The sequence below is a fragment of the Microbacterium sp. NPDC056736 genome (assembly GCF_042790415.1).
Taxonomy (GTDB): Bacteria; Actinomycetota; Actinomycetes; order Actinomycetales; family Microbacteriaceae; genus Microbacterium.
The window spans coordinates 438,002-460,481 of record NZ_JBHTZE010000002.1 but is presented as its reverse complement, the minus strand read 5'-3'; the positions used below and the strand labels follow the sequence as shown (position 1 = coordinate 460,481).

General features: G+C 71.3%; 24 protein-coding genes. 18 read left to right on the top strand and 6 right to left on the bottom strand.

Annotated elements, in window-relative coordinates; translation table 11 throughout:
* Window positions 1-16: 16 nt before the first annotated feature.
* Together rpsT and ACFRAL_RS06700 are read right to left on the bottom strand one after the other, a co-directional pair.
* Complete coding sequence (gene rpsT / locus ACFRAL_RS06705) at window positions 17-277, bottom strand: 30S ribosomal protein S20 (RefSeq protein ID WP_336397071.1); 261 nt, start codon at window positions 275-277, stop codon at window positions 17-19.
* 116 nt (window positions 278-393) lie between these two features.
* Window positions 394-1,173: an alpha/beta hydrolase gene (locus ACFRAL_RS06700; protein ID WP_336397072.1), complete on the bottom strand. Its 780-nt coding sequence runs from the start codon at window positions 1,171-1,173 to the stop codon at window positions 394-396.
* A 40-nt stretch (window positions 1,174-1,213) separates the two neighbouring features.
* Here ACFRAL_RS06700 and ACFRAL_RS06695 point away from each other — a divergent pair, with 40 nt between their 5' ends.
* The 12 genes from ACFRAL_RS06695 (at window position 1,214) to era (ending at window position 13,586) form a co-directional block, all read left to right on the top strand.
* Entirely contained in the window at window positions 1,214-2,380 is a 1,167-nt protein-coding gene (locus ACFRAL_RS06695; protein WP_378881010.1) for a pyridoxal phosphate-dependent aminotransferase, read from the top strand.
* A 43-nt stretch (window positions 2,381-2,423) separates the two neighbouring features.
* Entirely contained in the window at window positions 2,424-4,274 is a 1,851-nt protein-coding gene (gene lepA, locus ACFRAL_RS06690; protein ID WP_336397074.1) for a translation elongation factor 4, read from the top strand.
* Between the two features lie 10 nt (window positions 4,275-4,284).
* A complete protein-coding gene (locus ACFRAL_RS06685; protein WP_336397075.1) occupies window positions 4,285-4,935 on the top strand; it encodes a DUF1990 family protein in 651 nt (216 codons plus the stop codon).
* 7 nt (window positions 4,936-4,942) lie between these two features.
* Complete coding sequence (gene hemW / locus ACFRAL_RS06680) at window positions 4,943-6,160, top strand: radical SAM family heme chaperone HemW (RefSeq protein WP_378881005.1); 1,218 nt, start codon at window positions 4,943-4,945, stop codon at window positions 6,158-6,160.
* A gap of 139 nt (window positions 6,161-6,299) precedes the next feature.
* Window positions 6,300-7,340: a heat-inducible transcriptional repressor HrcA gene (gene hrcA, locus ACFRAL_RS06675; protein WP_378881002.1), complete on the top strand. Its 1,041-nt coding sequence runs from the start codon at window positions 6,300-6,302 to the stop codon at window positions 7,338-7,340.
* 51 nt (window positions 7,341-7,391) lie between these two features.
* On the top strand, window positions 7,392-8,504 hold the full coding sequence (gene dnaJ / locus ACFRAL_RS06670) for a molecular chaperone DnaJ (RefSeq protein ID WP_336397078.1): 1,113 nt from the start codon (window positions 7,392-7,394) through the stop codon (window positions 8,502-8,504).
* A gap of 3 nt (window positions 8,505-8,507) precedes the next feature.
* Window positions 8,508-9,245, top strand: a complete 738-nt coding sequence (locus tag ACFRAL_RS06665; RefSeq protein WP_378880999.1) for a 16S rRNA (uracil(1498)-N(3))-methyltransferase — start codon at window positions 8,508-8,510, stop codon at window positions 9,243-9,245.
* An 86-nt stretch (window positions 9,246-9,331) separates the two neighbouring features.
* Window positions 9,332-9,679 (top strand): HIT domain-containing protein, encoded by a 348-nt coding sequence (locus tag ACFRAL_RS06660; RefSeq protein WP_336397080.1) that lies wholly within the window; start codon window positions 9,332-9,334, stop codon window positions 9,677-9,679.
* Between the two features lie 70 nt (window positions 9,680-9,749).
* A complete protein-coding gene (locus ACFRAL_RS06655) occupies window positions 9,750-10,781 on the top strand; it encodes a PhoH family protein (protein ID WP_336397138.1) in 1,032 nt (343 codons plus the stop codon).
* The gene (ybeY, locus tag ACFRAL_RS06650; RefSeq protein WP_336397081.1) at window positions 10,778-11,248 is read left to right on the top strand and encodes an rRNA maturation RNase YbeY; all 471 of its coding nucleotides are present in this window, start codon (window positions 10,778-10,780) and stop codon (window positions 11,246-11,248) included. The genes ACFRAL_RS06655 and ybeY overlap by 4 nt, the downstream gene beginning before the upstream one ends.
* Window positions 11,245-12,627 carry a hemolysin family protein gene (locus ACFRAL_RS06645; protein ID WP_336397082.1) on the top strand — a complete coding sequence of 461 codons (1,383 nt, stop codon included), beginning with the start codon at window positions 11,245-11,247 and terminating at the stop codon, window positions 12,625-12,627. The genes ybeY and ACFRAL_RS06645 overlap by 4 nt, the downstream gene beginning before the upstream one ends.
* Window positions 12,624-13,586, top strand: coding sequence for a GTPase Era (era, locus tag ACFRAL_RS06640; RefSeq protein ID WP_378880993.1), 963 nt, complete (start codon window positions 12,624-12,626; stop codon window positions 13,584-13,586). The genes ACFRAL_RS06645 and era overlap by 4 nt, the downstream gene beginning before the upstream one ends.
* Before the next feature lie 54 nt (window positions 13,587-13,640).
* Here the strand turns inward: era and ACFRAL_RS06635 are convergent, their stop codons facing one another.
* Window positions 13,641-14,267, bottom strand: a complete 627-nt coding sequence (locus tag ACFRAL_RS06635) for a hypothetical protein (protein ID WP_378880990.1) — start codon at window positions 14,265-14,267, stop codon at window positions 13,641-13,643.
* Between the two features lie 258 nt (window positions 14,268-14,525).
* Here ACFRAL_RS06635 and leuA point away from each other — a divergent pair, with 258 nt between their 5' ends.
* Entirely contained in the window at window positions 14,526-16,286 is a 1,761-nt protein-coding gene (leuA, locus tag ACFRAL_RS06630) for a 2-isopropylmalate synthase (RefSeq protein WP_378880987.1), read from the top strand.
* A 67-nt stretch (window positions 16,287-16,353) separates the two neighbouring features.
* On the opposite strand, the gene ACFRAL_RS06625 is transcribed toward leuA, so the two are convergent.
* Genes ACFRAL_RS06625 through ACFRAL_RS06615 form a run of 3 tightly spaced genes read right to left on the bottom strand, consistent with a single transcriptional unit; the run spans window position 16,354 to window position 18,201 of the window.
* The gene (locus ACFRAL_RS06625) at window positions 16,354-17,040 is read right to left on the bottom strand and encodes a trimeric intracellular cation channel family protein (protein WP_378880985.1); all 687 of its coding nucleotides are present in this window, start codon (window positions 17,038-17,040) and stop codon (window positions 16,354-16,356) included.
* 55 nt (window positions 17,041-17,095) lie between these two features.
* Window positions 17,096-17,737 (bottom strand): hypothetical protein, encoded by a 642-nt coding sequence (locus ACFRAL_RS06620; protein WP_336397087.1) that lies wholly within the window; start codon window positions 17,735-17,737, stop codon window positions 17,096-17,098.
* Window positions 17,734-18,201, bottom strand: coding sequence for a MarR family winged helix-turn-helix transcriptional regulator (locus ACFRAL_RS06615; protein ID WP_378880982.1), 468 nt, complete (start codon window positions 18,199-18,201; stop codon window positions 17,734-17,736). Before ACFRAL_RS06615 ends, ACFRAL_RS06620 begins: the two co-directional genes overlap by 4 nt.
* A gap of 91 nt (window positions 18,202-18,292) precedes the next feature.
* Here ACFRAL_RS06615 and recO point away from each other — a divergent pair, with 91 nt between their 5' ends.
* The 5 genes from recO (at window position 18,293) to ACFRAL_RS06590 (ending at window position 22,444) form a co-directional block, all read left to right on the top strand.
* On the top strand, window positions 18,293-19,036 hold the full coding sequence (gene recO, locus ACFRAL_RS06610) for a DNA repair protein RecO (protein WP_336397089.1): 744 nt from the start codon (window positions 18,293-18,295) through the stop codon (window positions 19,034-19,036).
* Window positions 19,033-19,845, top strand: coding sequence for an isoprenyl transferase (locus ACFRAL_RS06605; RefSeq protein WP_378880978.1), 813 nt, complete (start codon window positions 19,033-19,035; stop codon window positions 19,843-19,845). The genes recO and ACFRAL_RS06605 overlap by 4 nt, the downstream gene beginning before the upstream one ends.
* An 88-nt stretch (window positions 19,846-19,933) precedes the next feature.
* Complete coding sequence (locus tag ACFRAL_RS06600; protein ID WP_378880975.1) at window positions 19,934-20,710, top strand: hypothetical protein; 777 nt, start codon at window positions 19,934-19,936, stop codon at window positions 20,708-20,710.
* On the top strand, window positions 20,707-21,699 hold the full coding sequence (locus ACFRAL_RS06595; protein WP_378880973.1) for a hypothetical protein: 993 nt from the start codon (window positions 20,707-20,709) through the stop codon (window positions 21,697-21,699). Before ACFRAL_RS06600 ends, ACFRAL_RS06595 begins: the two co-directional genes overlap by 4 nt.
* A 64-nt stretch (window positions 21,700-21,763) precedes the next feature.
* The gene (locus ACFRAL_RS06590; RefSeq protein ID WP_336397093.1) at window positions 21,764-22,444 is read left to right on the top strand and encodes a DsbA family oxidoreductase; all 681 of its coding nucleotides are present in this window, start codon (window positions 21,764-21,766) and stop codon (window positions 22,442-22,444) included.
* The last annotated feature ends 36 nt before the right edge of the window (window positions 22,445-22,480 follow it).

Sequence of the window (22,480 nt, the reverse complement as noted above, 5' to 3'; positions counted from 1 at the left end):
CCGAGCCGTTCCGGCGTCAGAGCGCAGCAACCTGCTTGGAGATCGCCGACTTGCGGTTCGCCGCCTGGTTCTTGTGGATGACGCCCTTGCTGACGGCCTTGTCGAGCTTCTTGGTGGCCTTGCCGAGCGCCTTCTCAGCGGCCGCCTTGTCGCCCGCGGCGACGGCCTCGCGCGTGCGGCGCACGAGCGTCTTCAGCTCGCTCTTGACGGACTTGTTGCGCTCTCGCGCCTTCTCGTTGGTCTTGTTGCGCTTGATCTGCGACTTGATGTTCGCCACGTGTCGACGTTTCTTTCGTTCGAAGGGAATCGGATTGATGATGCCGGTCAGCGGGAGAGGGGCGCTGCTCGGCGGTCGTGAGGGCGAACCCACACGCAAGCCAAACAAGGATTCTATCAGGTCGGTCGCCCGGTCGATGACGGGAGTCCGCCGACGCTGCGGCCCGGGTGCTCGTGCTGCCCCGCCTCGAGCGTCGCGAGGGCGACCTCCAGCACCGCATTGAACACCCGCGGGCGCATCACGGTGACGTGATGGGTCGTGCGGGGGACGACGATGAGCTCGGCGTGCTGCGCCACGCGGGTGAAGAGCCGCTCATTCACCCGCAGCTGGTCGTACTGCCCGTTGACGATCCACAGCGGCACCTCGATGCGCCTGAGCGCCGACAGCAGGTCCAGCACCGACAGACTCCGCAGGGCGACGTCCTGCGCGTCCAGCGCGTAGCCGCCTGCCCCGAAGTCCGCGCGGGTCTCCTCGGGGAGGATGCGATCGAGCATCCGGTCCGTCAGCCACATGCCCCGGTCGGGGAGCGAGTCGAAGCCCCGCGCCAGCAGGCGGTAGGCCCGCAGGCCGATGCCCCGCGGGATCGCGGTGCACGACGCCGCGATGAATCCCGAGACCGGCGGCCGCTCCTCGGCCCCCGCGTACTCGATGCACAGCAGCCCGCCCATGGAGTGCCCCACCAGCAGCACCGGGCCGCGCTCCGCCGCGGCCTGCACGGCGTCGTCGATCGTGGCGAAGGCGGACTCGATCGTGAACTCCTCGCGCATGCGGGATCCGTGCCCGGGCAGATCGACCGCCGTGACCGGGGTCCCGCGCGCCTGGAGATACGCGACCTGCGACCGCCACATCGTCGCGGATGTGCGGATGCCGTGGACGAGGACGACGTGGACCGCCATGACGACAGGCTAGCCACAGCGCCCGCCCTAGCATGGCGGCATGCCCGAGATCGCCCCGCACATCGCGCGCATGCCCGGCTCGGGCGTGCGACACATCCTCGAGCGCGCGCTGCGCCGGCCGGGCACCATCGTCCTGGCCGTCGGCGAGCCCGGAGAGGTGGCGGGCGCGGCGATCAGAGACGCGGCGGCGGCGGCGTGGACGGCCGGGGCCATCCGCTACACGCCGAACGGCGGCATCCCGGCCCTGCGCGAAGCCATCCGCGCGAAGCTCGCGCGCGAGAACGGGCTCGAGGCCGACGTCGAGCAGATCTGGGTGACGGTCGGCGCGACGCAGGCGCTGCACCTCGCGATGGCCCTGACCCTGTCGCGCGGCGACGAGGTGCTCGTGCCCGACCCCGGGTACACGACCTTCACCATGAACGCGCACCTGCTGCAGGCGACGCCGGTGCCCTACCCCCTGCGTCCGGACCGCGGCTTCCAGCCCGACCTGGACGAGCTGGACGCCCTCGTCACCCCGCGGACGCGCGCCCTGATCGTGAACACGCCGTCCAATCCGCTGGGGTCCACCTTCGATCGAGCGACACTCGAGGCGCTGATGGCGCTGGCTCGACGGCACGACCTGTGGGTGATCAGCGACGAGGTGTACGAGCGCTTCACGTGGGGACATCCGCACGTGAGCCCGGCGACCCTGGACGACGACGGGCGCGTGCTCTCGGTGTTCTCGATGTCGAAGACGTACGCGATGACCGGTGCGCGCGTGGGCTGGCTCGTGACGCCTCCCGGATGGCGCCAGACCATGCTGCGGGTGCAGGAGTCGGTGGTCAGCTGCGTCGACGAGCCCGCGCAGCGGGCGGCTGTCGCGGCGCTGACGGGGGAGCAGACCGCCGTCGCGGCGAGTGCGGCGCACTACCGCGACAACCTGGCCGCCGCGACGGCGCTGCTGGATGCCCGCGGCCTGCGCTATCTCGCACCCACCGGCGCGTTCTACCTCTGGATCGACGTCTCGCACGCCTCGGGCGGCGACGTGGTCGCGTGGTGCGAGCGGTTCCTCGACGAGCACGGGGTGGCCGTCGCGCCGGGCAGCGCGTTCGGGGCCTCCGGCGAGGGATGGGTGCGCGTCTGCGTCGCGAGCGACAAGGCGGAGCTGCTGGAGGGCCTCAGCCGCCTGCCGGCACCGGCGCGGCCTGCGCACGGCGGGATCCGGTGACGCGCAGGGTCGCGGCATCCGTCACCCGTACAATCGTCTGGACATGTCACCCCGTGCCCTGAAGCCTCTCGAGCCGTCTGCGACCCCTCCTGAGCTGATCCGCAACTTCTGCATCATCGCCCACATCGACCACGGAAAGTCGACGCTGGCGGACAGGATGCTGCAGATCACCGGCGTCGTATCCGACCGCGACATGCGCGCGCAGTACCTCGACCGCATGGACATCGAGCGCGAGCGGGGAATCACGATCAAGTCGCAGGCCGTCCGCATGCCGTGGTCCACCGCGGACGGGACGTTCGCGCTGAACATGATCGACACGCCCGGGCACGTGGACTTCACCTACGAGGTGTCGCGCTCGCTCGCCGCCTGCGAGGGCGCGATCCTGCTCGTCGACGCCGCGCAGGGGATCGAGGCCCAGACCCTCGCCAACCTCTACCTCGCGCTCGAGAACGACCTGCACATCATCCCGGTGCTCAACAAGATCGACCTCCCGGCAGCCGACCCCGAGAAGTTCGCCGCCGAGCTGGCCAACCTGATCGGCGGCTCGCCGGACGACGTGCTGCGGGTGTCCGGCAAGACGGGGATGGGGGTCGAGGACCTGCTGGACCGCATCGTCGAGCAGATCCCCGCGCCCACGGGCGACGCCGACGCCCCGGCCCGCGCGATGATCTTCGACTCGGTGTACGACTCGTACCGCGGCGTCGTGACGTACGTCCGCATGGTCGACGGCAAGCTCGAGCCGCGCGAGCGGATCCAGATGATGTCGACGCGAGCCACCCACGACCTCCTCGAGATCGGCGTGTCCAGCCCCGAGCCGGTGCCCACCCGGGGTCTCGGCGTCGGCGAGGTCGGCTACCTGATCACCGGCGTGAAGGACGTGCGCCAGTCGAAGGTCGGCGACACGATCACCAATCAGCGCAAGCCCGCCGCCGAGGCCCTGCCGGGGTACACCGACCCGAAGCCGATGGTGTTCTCCGGCATCTACCCGATCGACGGCAGCGACTACGGCGATCTGCGCGAGGCGCTGGACAAGCTCAAGCTGTCGGATGCCTCCCTCCAGTACGAGCCCGAGACGTCGGTCGCGCTGGGCTTCGGCTTCCGCTGCGGCTTCCTCGGGCTGCTGCACCTCGAGATCATCACCGAGCGCCTGTCGCGCGAGTTCGACCTCGACCTCATCACGACCGCGCCGTCGGTGACCTACGAGGTCACCACCGACACGGGGGAGACGGTCGTGGTCACCAACCCCAGCGAGTACCCCGACGGCCGCGTCGCCGAGGTCTCGGAGCCCGTGGTGAAGGTGGGGATCCTGCTGCCCAAGGACTACGTCGGCACGGTCATGGAGCTGTGCCAGTCGCGCCGCGGGTCGCTTCTGGGCATGGATTACCTCAGCGAGGACCGCGTCGAGCTGCGCTACAACATGCCGCTCGGCGAGATCGTGTTCGATTTCTTCGATCAGCTGAAGTCCAAGACGCAGGGCTACGCGAGCCTCGACTACGAGCCCGCCGGCTCGCAGACGGCCGACCTGGTCAAGGTCGACATCCTGCTGCAGGGCGACAAGGTCGACGCCTTCAGCTCGATCGTGCACCGCGAGAAGGCGTACGCGTACGGCACCATGATGACCGAGCGCCTGCGCAAGCTCATCCCGCGGCAGCAGTTCGAGGTGCCGATCCAGGCCGCCATCGGCGCCCGCATCATCGCGCGCGAGAACATCCGCGCCATGCGCAAGGACGTCCTGGCGAAGTGCTACGGCGGTGACATCTCGCGCAAGCGCAAGCTCCTCGAGAAGCAGAAGGAGGGCAAGAAGCGCATGAAGATGGTCGGGCGCGTGGAGGTCCCCCAGGAGGCGTTCATCGCCGCGCTCTCGGGTGACGTCGAGACCAAGGGCGCCAAGTAGGCTGGTCCTCATGCGTCGAGGGACCTTCCGTGACGACACCGTCGACTACGCCGCCGTCGGGGCGACGCAGGCGGCCGATCTGATGCACTTCCCGCCGGAGCGCAGCATCCCCGCGGAGCAGTCGTGGCGCATCGGCAGCGGCGAGGCCCGCTTCCACGCCGCGAGCGATGCGCTGCTGTCGTGGACCGCCCAGCGCGGCGCCGGACTCGAGGTGACCGACGTCCGCCCGGCTTCCGGGCCGATGTACTCGGGCGTGAGCTTCGACGCCGAGGGCAACCCGGTCGCGCCGAGCCGCACCGAGTCGGAGCAGCGCTTCGACGCCGACGGCACCCCGTACGTGGGGCCCGGCACGACGATCCGCGTCGCGGGCCGTGTGAAGGGGCTTCGGGCGGATGCCGAGCTCCGGGTGATCTTCGCCATCGAGGAGCCCCGGCGCGTCGGCTTCGCCCTGGGCACGGTCGGCGACTCGGTGGTCAGCGGCGAGGAGTCGTTCATGCTGGACTGGAACGACAAGGACGAGGTGTGGTTCACCGTGCGCGCGTTCGACGCCCCGCACGCGCTGCTGTACCGGATGCTGCCCGCGCTGACCAGGCGCCGCCGGCGTGAGCTGTTCACGCGCTATCTGCGCGCGATCTCGCCGCTGTACACCACCCCCGCGTGAGGCGCTGATGGGCTCCGCTCTTCCTCTCGGCGAGCCCGTTCCGGCGGACGGCTCGCTGCCGGCCGGCATCCGCATCGATCAGGCCACCGACTTCGGCGTGTACCTGCACGTGCCCTTCTGCCGCGTGCGGTGCGGGTACTGCGACTTCAACACCTACACGTCGTCCGAGCTGCGCGGGGCACGCCAGGACCAGTACGCCGACACGCTCCTGCGCGAGATCGGCCTCGCCCGGAGCGTCCTCGAGCGCGCCGGCGGCACCCGGCCCGCATCGACGGTCTTCTTCGGCGGAGGCACGCCCACGCTGCTGCCGCCGGGGGATCTCGCGCGCATGCTCGACGGGGTGCGCAAGGCGTTCGGGCTCCGGGACGACGCGGAGATCACCGTCGAGGCCAATCCCGACACGGTGTCGCCGGCGGTGGCGGCCGAGCTGGCGGCAGCGGGGGTCACCCGGATGTCGATCGGCATGCAGTCCGCCGTCCCCCGCGTCCTGGCAGCGCTCGACCGCACCCACGACCCCGACAACGTGCGCACCGCCGTGTCGGCCGCACGCGAGGCGGGACTCGACGTCAGCGTCGACCTCATCTACGGCGCACCGGGCGAGACGCTCGACGACTGGCGCAGCTCGCTCGCGACGGCCGTCGCGCTGGAGCCCGACCACATCTCGGCCTACGCGCTGATCATCGAGGATGGCACCAAGCTCGCCCGTCAGATCCGCCGCGGCGAGGTCGCCGCGCCCGACGACGACCTGCAGGCCGACATGTACGAGCTCGCCGACGACCTGCTGTCCGTCGCCGGCTTCGACTGGTACGAGGTGTCGAACTGGTCCCGCGGCCCCGAGCACCGCTCCCGGCACAACCTGGCGTACTGGACGGGCACCGACTGGTGGGGCTTCGGCCCCGGCGCCCACAGCCACGTCAACGGCGTGCGCTTCTGGAACGTCAAGCACCCGGCGGCCTACGCCCAGCGCCTCGCGGCCGGCGAGTCGCCCGCGGCGGGACGGGAGATCCCGGATGCCGCCGCCCGCGGTCTGGAGAGCGTTCTGCTGCGCACCCGCATCCGCGAGGGGATGCCCGTCGACGAGCTGCTGGGCGAGGGTCGGCACGCGGTGGCCGCGCTGATCGCCGACGGCCTGATCGAGGGGCGGGACGCGCTCCGGGGCCGTGTCGTGCTCACCCGACGCGGGCGGCTCCTGGCCGACGCCGTCGTCCGGGCGCTGACGCCGTGAGGCGGCCGCGCCGGGGCGTGCCGGGGCGGAGCCGCGCGGACATCTGCGGACGCGGCGTCGCTCAGCGATCGTGACGGGCTCATCGGATAGAATTGGCACTCCAGTCATGCGAGTGCCAGATCGGGCGTGAGGAGGCGTGATGGTCAGCGAGCGCGGTCTCCAGGTGCTGCGGGCGATCGTCCAGGACTACGTCGACACGCGCGAGCCGGTCGGCAGCAAGGCGATCGTCGAGCGGCACGCCTTCGGCGTCTCTGCGGCGACCATCCGCAACGACATGGCCCTGCTCGAAGACGAGGAGCTCATCGCCGCCCCGCACACGTCGTCCGGCCGCGTGCCGACCGACAAGGGGTATCGGGTGTTCGTCGACCATCTGGCGGAGCTGCGGCCGCTCTCGCCGGCGCAGCGGTCCGCGATCGCCTCGTTCCTCGACGGCCCCGGAGACCTCGACGACGTGCTCGTGCGCACGGTGCGCGCACTCACGCAGCTCACGGGCCAGGTCGCGATCGTGCAGTACCCGTCGTTCGCCCGCGCCACCGTCACGCACGTCGAGCTCGTGCAGCTCAGCGCCGGGCGCATGCTCGTCATCGTCGTCACCGACACCGGCCGGGTCTCGCAGCGGCTCGCCTTCGTGGGCGACGAGTTCGACGAGGCCGACCTCGCGCGCATCCGCGCCGAGCTCGGCACGCTGCTGGTGGGCCGGCCCGTCCGGGAGGGGCTGCAGCGCATCGCCGACCGCCTGGAGGCGCAGGCCCCGCAAGCCCCCGCCCACGAGCGCGCCACCGACGAGATCGTGCGTGCGGTCGCCGAGGAGCTCGAGGAGTTCCGCCAGGACAGGCTCGTGATGGCCGGCAGCGCCAATCTCGCGCGCAGCGAGTCGGACTTCCGCGGCAGCATCTATCCGCTCCTCGAGGCGATCGAGGAGCAGGTGACGCTGCTGCGGCTCATGGGCGAGATGGTGGCCGACGAGCAGGGGCTCGCCGCCAGCATCGGACGCGAGAACGAGCCGTTCGGCCTGGCCGAGGCATCCGTCGTCGCCAGCGATTACGATGCCACCGGCTCGCTCGCGCGTGTCGGCGTGCTCGGCCCCACCCGCATGGACTACCCCTCGAACCTCGCGGCGGTCCGTGCCGTCGCGCGCTACCTCACGCGCATGCTCGAGCAGGACGACAGCTCCCGCTGACGCGGACGCGTACCCACGATCCCGCGGCGCCGCCGCGGCAGGAAGGCGAAAGTGGCTGACCACTACGAGGTCCTCGGCGTTTCGCGCGAGGCCACCCCCGACGAGATCAAGAAGGCCTACCGCAAGCTCGCGCGCCAGCTCCACCCGGACGTGAACCCCGGCGAGGACGCGGCCGAGAGGTTCAAGCTCGTCACGCACGCCTACGACGTGCTCAGCGACCCCGAGCAGCGCGCCCGCTACGACATGGGCGGCGCCGATTCTCCGTTCGGCGGCGCCGGCGGGTTCGGCGGGTTCAACGACATCTTCGAGACCTTCTTCGGCGCGGCCGGGGGCACGCGCGGCGGCCGGCCGCGGTCGCGGCGCGAGCGCGGGCAGGACGCCCTCGTGCGCGTCACCCTGGAGCTCGGGGACGTGGTGTTCGGCGCCCACCGCGACATCGACGTCGACACCGCCGTGCTGTGCGAGACCTGCCAGGGGTCGTGCTGCCAGCCCGGCACCAGCCCCGTGACGTGCGACATCTGCCACGGCACGGGCAACGTCCAGCGTCAGGTGCGGAGCCTGCTGGGCAACGTCGTGACGTCGCAGCCGTGCAACGTGTGCCAGGGCTACGGCACCACGATCCCGTACCCCTGCGCGACGTGCCAGGGGCAGGGGCGTGTGCGCGCGCGCCGCACCGTGTCCCTCGACATCCCCGCCGGCGTCGAGACCGGCCTGCGCCTGCAGCTGCCCGGCTCGGGCGAGGTCGGCCCCGCCGGCGGCCCGAACGGCGACCTGTACATCGAGGTGACGGTGTCGCCCCACGAGGTGTTCAGCCGTGACGGCGACGACCTGCTGGCGACCCTCGAGGTGTCGATGCCCGACGCGATCCTCGGCACGACCACGACGATCCAGTCGCTGGACGGCCCGGTCGAGCTCGAGGTGCGCCCCGGCGTGCAGGCCGGCGACATCCTGACGATCAAGGGGCGCGGCATCACCCCGCTGCGCGGCTCGCAGCGGGGCGATCTCAAGGTCGGCGTGCACGTGGTGACCCCGACACGGCTGGACCACAAGGAGCGCGCCCTGATCGAGGAGTTCGCCAAGCGCACGAAGGCCCCAGGTCCCCGGCTCGCGGAGTTCCACCAGGGACTGTTCGCCAAGCTGCGCGACCGCTTCCGGAACGGCTGAGCCATGCCGCTGCACTTCCTCGTCGACGACGCCGCTGGGCTCTCGCCCGGGAGGACCGTGACCTTGACCGGCCCCGAGGCGCATCACGCCGCCACCGTGCGCCGTGTCCGCGTCGGCGAGGGTGTCACCGTCGGCGACGGGAGGGGTGCGTGGCTGACCGGCGAGGTCGAGGCCGTCGCGCCGCGCGAGGTCGTCGTCCGGGTCCGCGAGCGGACGGATGCCCCCGCACCGCGACCACGGGTCGTGCTCGTGCAGGCGCTGGCCAAGGGAGACCGCGACGAGCTCGCCGTGCAGGCGGCGACCGAGTTGGGCGTGGACGAGATCGTGCCGTGGCAGGCCGCCCGGAGTGTGTCGCGCTGGGACGCGGCGAAGGCGTCGAAGGGGCGGGCGCGATGGGCCACGATCGTCCGCGAGGCCGCGAAGCAGGCTCACCGCGCGTGGCTCCCGGACGTCGCGGAGCTGACGACCACCGCTCAGCTGGCACGCCGGGCGGAGGCATCCGTCGTCCTGATCCTGGAGCCGACGGCGACGGAGCCCCTGAGCGCCCTGCGGGTGGGCGAGGGGGAGGAGCGCGACATCGTCCTCGTCGTCGGCCCCGAGGGCGGCATCGCCCCCGAGGAGCTGGACGTCCTCACCGCCGCGGGCGCCCGGGCCGTGCGCCTGGGCGACACCGTCCTGCGCACCTCCACCGCGGGCCCGGCCGCCCTGGCCGTCGTCAGCGCGGCGCTGGGACGGTGGTGAAGGGTGGGCCGTGCGCCGGGCCGGCATGGCGCACCGGTCGATCGGCGCCCGAGCCGGTGGCAGGGCCCCGTCGCTAGACTTGCCGCATGAGCGAACCCTCGATCTTCACGCGCATCCACAACGGGGAGATCCCGTCCGAGATCATCGCAGAGACCGAGAACGCGTTCGCGATCCGCGACATCCACCCGCAGGCGCCCGTGCACCTGCTGGTGATCCCCAAGAGCGAGGACTACCGGAACGTCGTCGAGCTCGCCGCCGGCGACCCCGACCTGATGGCGGAACTCGTGGGCCTGGCCAACAAGCTCGCCGCCGAACACGCGGACGGCGACTTCCGGCTGGTCTTCAACACCGGCCCCAACGCGGGCCAGACCGTCTTCCACGTGCACGCCCACGTGCTCGCGGGAGGCCTCGAAGAGAAGAGCGTAGGTGCCTGACCAACCTGCTGATCACGACGCGCGCGAGCGCGCCACCACCGTCGAACGCGTCTGGGCCGATGGCGTGGCCATGGTCCAGCTGCTCGGCCCGCAGGACCGCCTGCTCCGCGTGGTCGAGCGGGAGCACCCCGATGTCGACGTGCACGTGCGCGGCAACGAGATCACCCTGACCGGCGAGGCCGGAGCGGTCGCCGCGGCGCGCTCCCTCGTCGACGAGCTGCTCACGATGACCAAGGCCGGCCACGCGCTGGGCGAGGAGGACGTCGCTTCGTCGAACCGCATCCTGCGCACCGAGGGCGGGCCGCGTCCGTCGGAGGTGCTCGGAGAGGCGATCCTGTCGTCGCGCGGCAAGATCATCCGGCCCAAGACGCTCGGCCAGAAGGCCTACGTCGACGCGATCGACGAGCACACGATCGTGTTCGGCATCGGCCCCGCCGGCACCGGCAAGACGTATCTCGCCATGGCGAAGGCCGTCCAGGCTCTGCAGCGCAAAGAGGTGAGCCGCATCATCCTCACGCGCCCGGCCGTCGAGGCGGGGGAGCGCCTGGGATTCCTCCCGGGAACGCTGACCGACAAGATCGACCCCTACCTGCGCCCGCTGTACGACGCGCTCAACGAGATGATGGACCCCGAGCTGGTGCCCAAGCTCATGGCGACGGGCACGATCGAGGTCGCGCCGCTGGCGTACATGCGCGGCCGCACGCTGAACGACTCCTTCGTCGTGCTCGACGAGGCGCAGAACACCACGCCCGAGCAGATGAAGATGTTCCTGACCCGCCTCGGGTTCGGAACGCGCATGGTCGTCACCGGCGACATCACGCAGATCGACCTGCCGCAGGGCGCCTCCGGCCTGCGGCTGGTGACGCGGGTGCTGAACGAGGTGGACGACATCCACTTCTCGTACCTCACCAGCCAGGACGTGGTGCGTCACACGCTCGTCGGCCGCATCGTCGACGCCTACAGCGAGTACGACGAGCGCCGGCTCGCCGCGCGGAGGGAGCGCGACGAGGCATCCGAGTTCGCCAATCGCGCGGAGCGCCGGGCCGCGACGGTCCGCCACGGCGGACCGCGCGACCACCTTCCGAAGCGAGGACGCGCATGACCATCGAGATCGGCAACGAGTCCGGCATCGCCGTCGACGAGACCGTGCTGCTGCGGCTCATGGAGCACCACCTCGCGGAGCTGCACGTCAGCCCCGACGCCGACATCGCGATCCTCCTCGTGGACGAGGGTGCGATGGAGGCCCTGCACGTGCAGTGGATGGACGAGCCCGGCCCGACCGACGTGCTGAGCTTCCCGATGGACGAGCTGCGCCCCGGCACCGAGGACGCGCCCACGCCGCCGGGGCTCCTCGGCGACATCGTGCTCTGCCCGCAGGTCGCCGAGACGCAGGCCGTCGCGGCGAAGCACTCGACCCTCGACGAGCTCATCCTCCTCACCACGCACGGCCTGCTCCACCTCCTCGGCTTCGACCACGCCGAGCCGGAGGAGGAGCGCGAGATGTTCGGACTGCAGCGCGAGCTGATCGCGGCGTTCCAGGCGTCCGAGCGTCGACGACCGCGCACATGACCGCCGCCCTCCTCCTCGCCGCCGCGGTCCTGCTCCTCGGGTTCGGCGCGCTGATGGTCGCGATCGACGCCGCGCTCGGCGTGACCTCGCGCGCCGACCTCGCGGAGCTGGGCGCCGAGGGTCGCAACGCGGACGCCCTGCGGCGCATCGCCGCCGATCCGGACGCGCACGCGAACGCCGTCGTGTTCATCCGCGTCCTCGCCGAGACCACGGCCGCAGTCCTCGTGACGGTCGCCTTCATCCTGCTGTTCGACGACACCTGGTGGGCGATGCTCGCCGCGGCGCTGCTGATGACGGGCGTGTCCTACGTCGTGGTCGGGGCGAGCCCCCGCACCGTGGGCCGCCTTCACGCGAAGGGCCTGCTGCGCGGTGCGGCGCCGATCATCCGCGGCGTCCGCGTCATCCTCGGCCCCCTCGCCCATGGGCTGGTCGCCCTCGGCACGCGCATCACCCCCGGCGCCTCGCGCGGCTCGTCGTTCGCGTCGGAGGAGCAGCTGCTCAGCATCATCGACGAGGCGGCCGAGAACGAGCTCATCGAGCAGGACGACCGCGAGCTGATCCACTCGGTGTTCGACTTCACCGACACGTTCGTGCGCGCGGTGATGGTGCCACGGACCGACATGGTCACGGTGGATGCCTCGACCTCGACCCGCGAGGCCATGACGGTCTTCCTCGAGAAGGGCGTCTCGCGTGTGCCGATCGTGGACGACGAGGCCGACGACGTGGTCGGTGTGCTGTACCTCAAGGACCTGGTGCAGTTCGCCTTCCGCGACGAGGTGGGCTGGCGCGACGCCCCCATCAGCCGCATCGCCCGCCCCGCCGTGTTCGTGCCGGAGTCGATGAAGGCCGAGACGCTGCTGCAGCAGATGAAGCGCGACGCCGTGCACGTGTGCCTCGTCGTCGACGAGTACGGCGGCGTCTCGGGACTCGTGACGCTCGAGGACCTCATCGAGGAGCTCGTCGGCGACATAGCCGATGAGTACGACCCGCGCGCCACGGAGGTCACCGAGCTCGAGCCCGGTCACTACCGCGTCAGCGCACGGCTCGGGCTCGACGAGGTCGGCGACCTGTTCGGCATGGAGCTCGAGGACGAGGACGTCGACTCCATCGGCGGACTTCTCGGGAAGGCGCTCGGCCGCGTCCCCCAGCCGGGCGCGACCGCGGAGTACGCCGGCCTCGTGCTCACCGGCGGCGCCTCGCGCGGCCGCGGCCGCGGCATCTCGACGGTCTTCGTCGAGCGCGGCGAGACGCCGCCCGACTCCTCGCGTCAGCCGCGGACCGGCGAGAACCGCACGGTCGGCACGCGCACCGGCGAGATCCGCACCGTGAGCCCCCGCAGCGGAGAGGTCCGCCTGCCGAGGAAGGAAGACACGCCATGACCGATTCCGACACCGGCCGGGACCCCGAGGCCGCTTCGGCCACCGAACCCACGGCTTCTCCCGCGCCCGTCGACGGGCGCTCGGGCTTCGTGACCTTCGTCGGCCGCCCGAACGTCGGCAAGTCCACGCTCACCAACGCCCTCGTGGGCGAGAAGGTCGCCATCACGAGCGACAAGCCGCAGACGACGCGGCGCGCGATCCGCGGCATCCTCAACCGGCCCGGCGGCCAGCTGGTCATCGTGGACACCCCCGGGCTCCACAAGCCGCGCACGCTGCTGGGCCAGCGGCTCAACGACCTCGTCGAGCAGGTGCTCGGCGATGTCGACGTCATCGGCTTCTGCGTCCCGGCCACCGAGAAGGTCGGCCCCGGCGACCGCCGCATCGCGGAGTCGCTGGGCGGCTACGGCAGGGCGAAGAAGGTCGCGATCGTCACGAAGACCGACGCGGCGACTCGGGACCAGATCACCGAGCGTCTGATCGAGGTCGACCAGCTGCGCGAAGACTGGGCCGCCGTCATCCCGCTCTCGGCGCTCACCCGAGACCAGCTGGACGTGCTGAGCGACGAGCTCCTCTCGCTGATGCCCGAGGGGCCGGCGCTGTACCCCGACGACGTCGTGACCGACGAGTCCACCGAGGACCGGGTCGCCGAGATCATCCGCGAGGCTGCGCTGGACGGCGTGCGCGACGAGCTGCCGCACTCGATCGCCGTCGTCGTGCAGGAGATCGCGGCCCGCGAGGACTCCGACATCACCGACGTCTTCGCCGACATCGTCGTCGAACGCGACAGCCAGAAGGGCATCATCATCGGGCACAAGGGCTCCCGGCTGCGCGATGTCGGCGCCCGCGCACGCGCGCAGATCGAGCCGCTGCTGGGCACCAAGGTGTTCCTCAAGCTGCACGTGCGCATCGCGAAGGAGTGGCAGCGCGACCCCAAGCAGCTCGGTCGTCTCGGCTTCTGAGCCGCCCCTGACTCCGGAAGGATGCCGCGCCCCGGCCGTGCACTCGCCGCCGGGTCAGCCGCCGCTCTCGCGCAGCGCGGATCGGATGAGCACGACGTCCTCGCCGAACTCGCGGTCGGCGGCGTCCTGCCAGGTGCCGTCGTCCCAGACGACGTCGACCCAGAGCCGCCCGTCCTGGGGGTATGAGCTCAGATACGACGAGCCGAGGCGATCGGGCAGCTCCTCCTGGATGCGCGCGAGCGTCTGCTCGTCGCCCGCACCGGGCTCACCGCCGGTGGGGTCCTCGGGGGCCATCGGGTCGTAGAGGGCCAGCATGACGGGCGGCTGCGTGACGGTGAACGACTCGCCGTCGAAGGTGCCCTGCAGCGCGTACGCGCCCCACGTCACGTCACCCGACGACTCGGCACCCTCGACGCCCTCCCACGTCCAGTCCTCGAGCGGGATGCCGGAGCACTGCGGGGGGTACGACTCGGCCACCGGCCCGAGGCAGAGCTCCGCGACGCCGCCGGTGTCCAGCACCGTCCCCACCGCCGTCACCTCGCCCTCGGGCGGCACGGGCGTGACGGCGCCGAGCGACGGGGGAGAGGGCGTTCCTGACGACGCCGCACCCGCGCAGCCGGCGAGGGCGAGCGCGGTGACGGCGACGATGGCGAGGCGCAGCGGACGACGAAGACCTGTCATGTCCTCTTGGTGTCGCCCGCGCGCCGATCGTCTCAGAAGCGGATGCCGCGGCATCCGGCGGTCGTCACGCGTTCGCCCTGTCTCGCGACGGGGTGTAGCCTGGTGCCATGCGCTTCCGCGGGCTTCTCCTTCTTAGCCGCCGCGACGAGACCTCGATCTAGGGCCTTCCTCGTCGCGGAGCTTTCGTTGGCCCGCATCATCAGGCATCGAGCCGGTCCGATCCGGTGACCGCTCGAGAACAGACGGAAGCGACGAATCATGGAGAACACCCAGAAGCCCTCGGGCATGCCGATCCACAAGTATCGGCCCTTCCACGAGCAGATCCGGGTGGATCTGCCCGACCGCACCTGGCCCGACCAGCGGATCACCGCCGCGCCGCGGTGGTGCGCCGTGGACCTGCGCGACGGCAACCAGGCGCTCATCGACCCGATGAGCCCCGAGCGCAAGCGCATCATGTTCGAGCTCCTGGTGCGGATGGGGTACAAGGAGATCGAGGTCGGCTTCCCGTCGGCGAGCCAGACCGACTTCGACTTCGTGCGCCAGCTCATCGAAGAGGACCTCATCCCCGACGACGTGACGATCCAGGTCCTGACGCAGGCCCGCGAGCATCTGATCGAGCGCACCTACGAGTCGATCGCCGGCGCCAAGCAGGCCATCGTGCACCTGTACAACTCCACGAGTGTGCTGCAGCGCGAGGTCGTGTTCCGCACCGACCGCCAGGGCATCGTCGACATCGCCCTCGAAGGCGCACGGCTGTGCCGCGAGTTCGAGAAGCGCATCCCCGAGACCCAGGTGTTCTACGAGTACTCGCCCGAGAGCTACACCGGCACCGAGCTCGAGTTCGCACTCGACGTCTGCAACCGGGTCATCGAGATCTTCGAGCCGTCCCCGGAGCGCAAGGTCATCATCAACCTCCCCGCCACGGTCGAGATGGCCACGCCGAACGTCTACGCCGACTCGATCGAGTGGATGAGCCGGCGCCTGGCGCATCGCGAGAACGTGATCCTGTCGCTGCACCCGCACAACGACCGCGGCACCGCGATCGCCGCCGCCGAGCTCGGCTACATGGCCGGCGCGGATCGCATCGAGGGATGCCTGTTCGGCAACGGGGAGCGCACGGGGAACGTCGACCTGGTGGCGCTCGGCATCAACCTGCTCACGCAGGGCATCGACCCGCAGATCGACTTCAGCGACGTCGACCAGGTCAAGCGGACCGTCGAGTACTGCAACCAGCTGCCCGTCCACGAGCGCAGCCCGTGGGCCGGCGACCTCGTGTTCACCGCGTTCAGCGGTTCGCACCAGGACGCCATCAAGAAGGGCTTCGAGGCGATGGAGGCCCGCGCCGCGGCGGCCGGGGTGACTGTCGACGACATCGACTGGGCAGTTCCGTACCTGCCGATCGACCCCAAGGACCTGGGACGCTCGTACGAGGCGGTCATCCGGGTCAACTCGCAGTCGGGCAAGGGCGGCGTGGCCTACCTGCTGAAGACCGACCACTCGCTCGATCTGCCCCGCCGGCTGCAGATCGACTTCTCGGGCGTCGTGCAGGCCAAGACCGACGCCGAGGGCGGCGAGGTCACGAGCGAGCAGATCTGGAAGATCTTCACCGACGAGTACCTGCCTTCCGACAACGCCGACGAGCGCTGGGGCCGGTTCGAGCTGCTGGCGACGAGCACGCGCAGCGACCTGTCGGGCGATGTCTCGCTCGACATCACGCTGCGCGACGGCGACGAGCGGTTCGAGGCATCCGGGCGCGGCAACGGTCCCGTCGCGGCGTTCCTCGAGATCATCCGCGCGCAGGGATTCGACGTGACGCTCTACGACTACGTCGAGCACGCCCTGAGCGCAGGCGGCGACGCGCAGGCCGCCGCGTACATCGAACTGCAGGTCGATGGCGAGCGCCTGTGGGGCGTCGGCATCGACTCCGATATCTCGACCGCGTCGCTGAAGGCGATCGTGTCGGGCGTGAACCGCGCCATCCGCACGCGGCAGCGCTCCGGGGCCCTCGCGGGCGTCTGAGCGCGAACCGTCGACGGGCGTGCGCGGGTGATCCCCGCGCGCGCCCGTCGGTGTGTGGTGGGCGTCGTCAGGGCTTGACGATGGGGATCGTCGACGTCTCCACGGCCACCTTGCGGCGGTAGAGGGCTCGCTGCTCGGGCAGCGAGATGTCGAAGATCACCGCGAGAAGGCGGATCACCGCCGTGACGAGGATGCCGATCGCCGACGCCGCGACCACGTTCAGCCCGAGCTGCTGCGAGATCGCCAGCACGAGGCATCCGGCACCGGCGGCGACCGCGTAGAGCGAGCCGACGTGCATGATGGCGACCGGAAGCCCCATGATCATGTCGCGCAGGATGCCGCCCCCCACGGCGGCGCAGACGCCGACGAACACGGCGGGCACCACGGGGAGACCGAGGGCCAGCGCCTTGCTGGTGCCGAAAGCGCCGAACATGCCGATGACCACGGCGTCGAGGCCGACGATGAGGGCGTTGAGGCGCTGGAAGACGCCGGCGAGGAGCATCCCGAACAGCGCCGCGCCGGTCGCGGTCAGCAGGTACCAGTTGCTCTGCAGCGTGGTCGGCGCGACGTTCAGGAGCAGGTCGCGGATGAGGCCGCCGCCCATGCCCACCACGACGCCGATGATGGCGACGCCGAGCAGGTCGAGTCGGCGCTGGCCCCGGAAGCCGGAGGCGAACAGGGCGCCCTGCACCCCTCCGAGGGCCACGGCGGTGAGATCCGCCCACAGCGGGATGATGAAGACCGGCTCGTTCACAGGACCATTGTCGCGTCCGCGCGGCCCGGGCTGCGCAGCGCGCCCGCAGGAGGGCTCACGGGATGTGGGTGCGCACCGCCTGCAGGAAGCCGTCGACGTCGTCGGCCCAGAGCCGCACGGCGTCGATCTCGACGTCTCGATCCGACACGCGTGCGAGGACCGGTCGCTCGAGCACGACCAGGATGTTGGTCTCGTTGGCCATGCGCAGGGACAGCGTGCGGCCGTGCTGCTCGTCGCGCAGCTTCGGCGCCTTCTCGACGACGTCGTGCGATCTCTCGACCGATGCGACGACCTCCCACGGCAGGTCGATGTCGACGTCCGCGCCGGCACGTGCGCGGATGCCGGCGGCTCCGACGGCGTGCGGACGGGTGAGGTAGCTGAGCGCGAGACCGATCATCCAGGTCAGGCCCCAGATGCCCGCGACGAGCAGCGGGATGCGCACCCACGGCCAGGGATGCACGATCAGGTCGATGATCGGGATCTCGACCGCCGACAGCACGATGAACACCATGAGGATCGTCATGACGGGTGCGTGGTAGGCGAAGGCCGTCGCCCCGGCCGGAACGCGCGGCCGCCGGAAGATCCAGCGGTAGAGGCTCTGCCACACGCCGATCTCGGCGCGCCAGGCGAGCCGTGCGAGCCGCAGCACGCGGCCGCGCGCACGGACCTCGGTGCCGCTGTCCGTGGAGAGATTCATGCCGAGTCCGCCCGACGCTTCTCGCGCGCCTCGTGCTCGGCGACGAGTGACTGCAGCCTGGCGAGGACGTGCTCCAGCACCCGGCCCGCCGCCGTCACGGACTCCTCGTCGAGGCCCTCGACGAGGTCGGCGCCGAGCGCCTCGTGCTCGGCATCCATCCGCCGCATGGCGGACCGTCCGCGGTCGGTCAGCGTCACGAGCACGGCGCGGCGATCGGCGGGATGCGGCTGCCGGTGCGCGAACCCGGTCGCTTCGAGCGCGTCGACGAGCGTCGTGACATGACGCGGCGTCACACCGAGCGCTTCCGCGAGCTGGGCCTGCGTCGCCGGACCTCGGTGGTGCAGCAGCCACAGCAGATGGGTGCGGGGCTGGGTGAGACCGCGTCGCTCGAGCTCGCGGCGCTGGTCGTCCTCCAGCACGAGGGAGATCGCGAGGAGGGTGTCCAATATGTGAGTCCCCGACATAGTGAACAATGTACACGGTTATTCCGATGCGCTGGCCGCCCGCCCGCCGCGCCGCCGCCCGATCCCGCACGCGCACGGGGATAATCGAGGGGTGCCCACCTACCGCGACGAAGTCGTGGTCCTGCGCACCCACAAGCTGGGTGAGGCCGACAGGATCCTGACGATGCTCAGCCGCCGTCACGGCAAGCTGCGCGCGGTCGCGAAAGGCGTGCGGCGCACGTCGTCGCGCTTCGGCGCGCGGCTCGAGCCGTTCATGGTCGCCGACGTGCAGCTCTACCAGGGCCGCTCGCTCGACATCGTGCAGCAGGCCGAGTCGCTCGGCTCCTACGGCGCCGACATCGCCGCGCACTACGACCGCTACACCTCCGCGCACGCGATGGTGGAGGCGGCCGATCGCCTGAACGAGGCCGAGGCCACGCCCCAGCAGTACCTGCTCCTGGTGGGCGGGCTGCGCGCGCTGTCGCGCGGGGAGCACGCCTCGCGCAGCGTGCTGGACTCCTACCTGCTGCGGGCCATGGCGCTGTCGGGCTGGGCGCCCGGGCTCGGGGAGTGCGCCCGCTGCGGACGCATCGGGCCCCACGACACCTTCGTCGCCCAGCAGGGCGGGATCGTGTGCCGCGACTGCGCGCCCACGGGCGCGGCGCGCGTCGACCCCGCCACCGTCTCGCTGCTGCAGTCGCTCATGGCCGGCGAGTGGGACGTGGTGGATGCCGCGTCCCCTGGCGCGACCGCGGCCGCCTCGGGCCTCATCGCGGCCTATGCGCAGTGGCACCTCGAGCGCGGCATCCGCTCGCTCTCCCACGTCTCGTCACCCTCGCAGGAAGGCCGCCGGTGACCCCCAAGCCCTACACCCACCGCGACGCGGTTCCGTACCGGCCGCTCGACTGGACCGGAGTGCACCCGCCGGAGTACCCGAAGGGAGCGGTGCCGAACCACATCGCCATCGTCATGGACGGAAACGGGCGCTGGGCGAATCGTCGCGGGCTCACTCGGATCGAGGGACACAAAGCGGGGGAGGCGGCGCTGCTCGACGTCGTCGCGGGCGCGATCCAGGCAGGCGTCAAGCACCTGTCGGTGTACGCGTTCTCGACGGAGAACTGGTCGCGCTCGCCCGAGGAGGTGCGGTTCCTCATGGGCTACAACCGCGACGTGCTGCACCGCCGGCGCGACCAGCTGAACGAGTGGGGCGTGCGCATCCAGTGGGCGGGACGCAGGCCGCGACTGTGGTCGAGCGTCATCAAGGAGCTGCAGTTCGCCGAGCGGCTGACGGCGGGCAACGACGTGCTGACCCTCACGATGTGCGTCAACTACGGTGGCCGCATCGAGCTCGTCGACGCGATGCGCTCGATCGCCGACGACGTGGCCGCGGGACGCCTCCGGCCCTCGGCCGTGTCGGAGAAGCTGATCCAGCGGCGGCTCTACCGCCCGGACATGCCCGACGTCGACCTCTTCCTCCGCTCCAGCGGCGAGCAGCGCACGTCGAACTTCCTGCTCTGGGAGTCCGCCTACGCCGAGTTCGTCTTCCTCGACACGCTGTGGCCGGACTTCAGTCGCGCGGACCTGTGGCACGGCATCGACGTCTACCTCGGGCGCGATCGCCGCTTCGGCGGCGCGGTGGACGCGCCGGACGCGTCGACCGGCTGACCGGCCGCGCATCGGCCGGGGTATCCACGGCGCCCGCGCGCGCTCATCATTGACGTGAGCCGCATGCGCGGCCGGTCGGAGGTGCATCGTGGCGCTGTCGAGACCGAGGGCGGGTGCCACCGCCCTGTGCGTCGTCCTGCTGCTCGGCCTCGCCGGGTGCGGAACGCCCGTGAGCCCCGGCGACGCCGGGGCGACGACGAGCGCGAGCCCGTCACCCGACCGCTCGGACCACGGGACCGACGCCGACGGTGAGGACGATGGCGGGACCGACTCCGACGGGGGCGGCTCCGACGGGGGCGAGGATCCCGCACAGGACCGCGTGCGGACCGGACCCGTCGCGCAGTACGGGGGACCGGCGTACGGCGACCAGGGCGTCGCCGAGGTCATCGCGGCCGGTGTCTGGTGCAAGACCATCGCCGTCTTCTGGGGCGGCGGCGAGCCGATCCCCGAACGAGTCCGCTTCACGTTCGACGGCGCGGTGACCGATCGGCCGGGACTGCAGGTGGAGGGCGAGGCCTGCGGCTCCCGCGGGGCCGACCGCTCCTGCCTCGGGCTGACTGTCGCCGCCAACGAGTCGGGGATCTTCTGCGGTCTCCTCCTGCGCCCGTCCGCCGACTTCCAGGACGGCACGCTGATCTCGTTCGTCGGCACGCTCGAATGCCCGAGCGCGGAGATCTGCGACGCGGTCGCGGCCCGCGCGGTCGACCCCGGCCCGCCGATCGTCGTCACCGACCCCGAGGCGGACGGCGGCGACGCGCCGATCGACGGCGAGGAGGAATCCGACGAGCAGGCGCCGGGCGAACAGCAGCCGTCCGAAGACCCCGACCAGCCACCGGCCGACGAGCACCCCGGGAAGGAGCCGTGAGCGCGTGGCGGGTACGCCCGGCGGCGCCCGCGCCCGGGGCAGCACCGGCCGAGCAGGCCGCGGTCGACGCCGAGCCCGTCCCGAAGGGCGCCGTTCAGGTGGAACCAGGCCTCGGCTTCGAGAAGTGGATGGGGTTCCTCTCGTCCTTCGTCGCGCCCCTCACCCTGGTCACGGCGCTGCTGTTCTACTTCGGATACGTCTCGACGCGGGAGTTCTTCCGCTACTTCGGCGTCGACGTCGACATCATCGGACTCAGCACCCAGGAGTTCGTCATGCGCAGCCCGGGGGCCCTGTTCATCCCGGTCATGGTGCTCCTGCTCCTGGCGGCCGCGGGGATCGTGGGGCACCGCGCGCTGCGACGCCGGCTCGGCGACCGGCCCGATGCGGTGCGGCGCCGCGTGGTGGGCGTGATCGCCTGGACAGGGATCGCGTTCCTCCTGGCCGGCCTGGCGTGCGCGTTCCTCGTGCCGTTCTTCCCCGCCTGGGCGTGGGGGCAGCTGCTCACGCCGCTGTCGCTGGCGATCGGCGCAGGACTGGCCGCCTATGCCGCCTCCACCGCACGCGCCTTCGGAGGCGCGACCGTGAGCCGCGCGGTGGTGGTCCTCCTCGTCCTCGTCATGGTCGCGGGCACCTTCTGGTCGACCGCCACGATCGCCCAGTGGTGGGGACGCGGGCAGGCGCGCTCGCTCGCCGCCGACCTCACGACCCTTCCCGCCGTGGTGCTCGACACGACCGAGCGACTGTACCCGGGCAACGACGACATCGCGTTCCAGCAGCTCGGTGCGCAGGCGCCGGCCGACGGTGAGGGGCTCACGCCGCCGGCCTTCGCCTATCGCTACTTCGGGCTCCGGCTGCTCGCCCAGGGCGGTGGCAGGCTCTACCTCGTCCCTGATGCCTGGTCGCCGGACGCGTCCACGATCGTGGTGCCGTACGACGACGTCCGCGTGAGATTCCGGTTCGTGCCCGACGCCGATCCGCCGACCTCCTGACGGACGCGTCGCGCAGACCCATGCGACGGAATAGATGAGCATCCGCGCGCGGTTGTCCCTCAGCATGACGGAAGCGATCAAGATCGACGTGTGGAGTGACATCGCCTGCCCCTGGTGCTACATCGGCAAGCGCAACCTGGAGAACGGGCTGGCCGCGGCATCCGCCGACGAGGACGCGCCCGCTGTGGAGGTCACGTTCCACTCGTTCGAGCTGTCGCCGGATACCCCCGTCGACTTCGAGGGCGGAGAGGCGGACTACCTCGCCACCCACAAGGGCATCTCGTCGGCGCAGGCGCAGCAGATGCTCGAGCGCGTCACCGGCGTCGCCAACGAGGCGGGTCTGGCGTACCGGTTCGATCTGCTCAAGCACACCAACACCGTCAAGGCGCACGAGCTGCTGCACTTCGCGAAGGAGCACGGTCGTCAGCCCGAGCTCGCCGAACGCCTCATGTCGGCCTACTTCACCGAGGGACGGCACCTGGGCCGCGAGGACGAGCTGGTCTCGCTGGCGGCAGATGCCGGACTCGACGCCGAGGCGGCCCGTGAGGCGCTCGTCAGCGGCCGGTACCTCAGCGCGGTGCGCGCCGACCAGGCGCAGGCCGCCGCGTACGGCATCAACGGAGTGCCGTTCTTCGTGATCGACGGCAAGTACGGCGTCTCGGGCGCGCAGCCGGCCGAGGCGTTCGCGCAGATCGTGCGCCAGGTGTGGGCGGAGCACCACGAGCCCGCCGACGTCGACGCCTGACCCGCACCCGCCCAGGGCCCGTCGCGATCCGCGGCG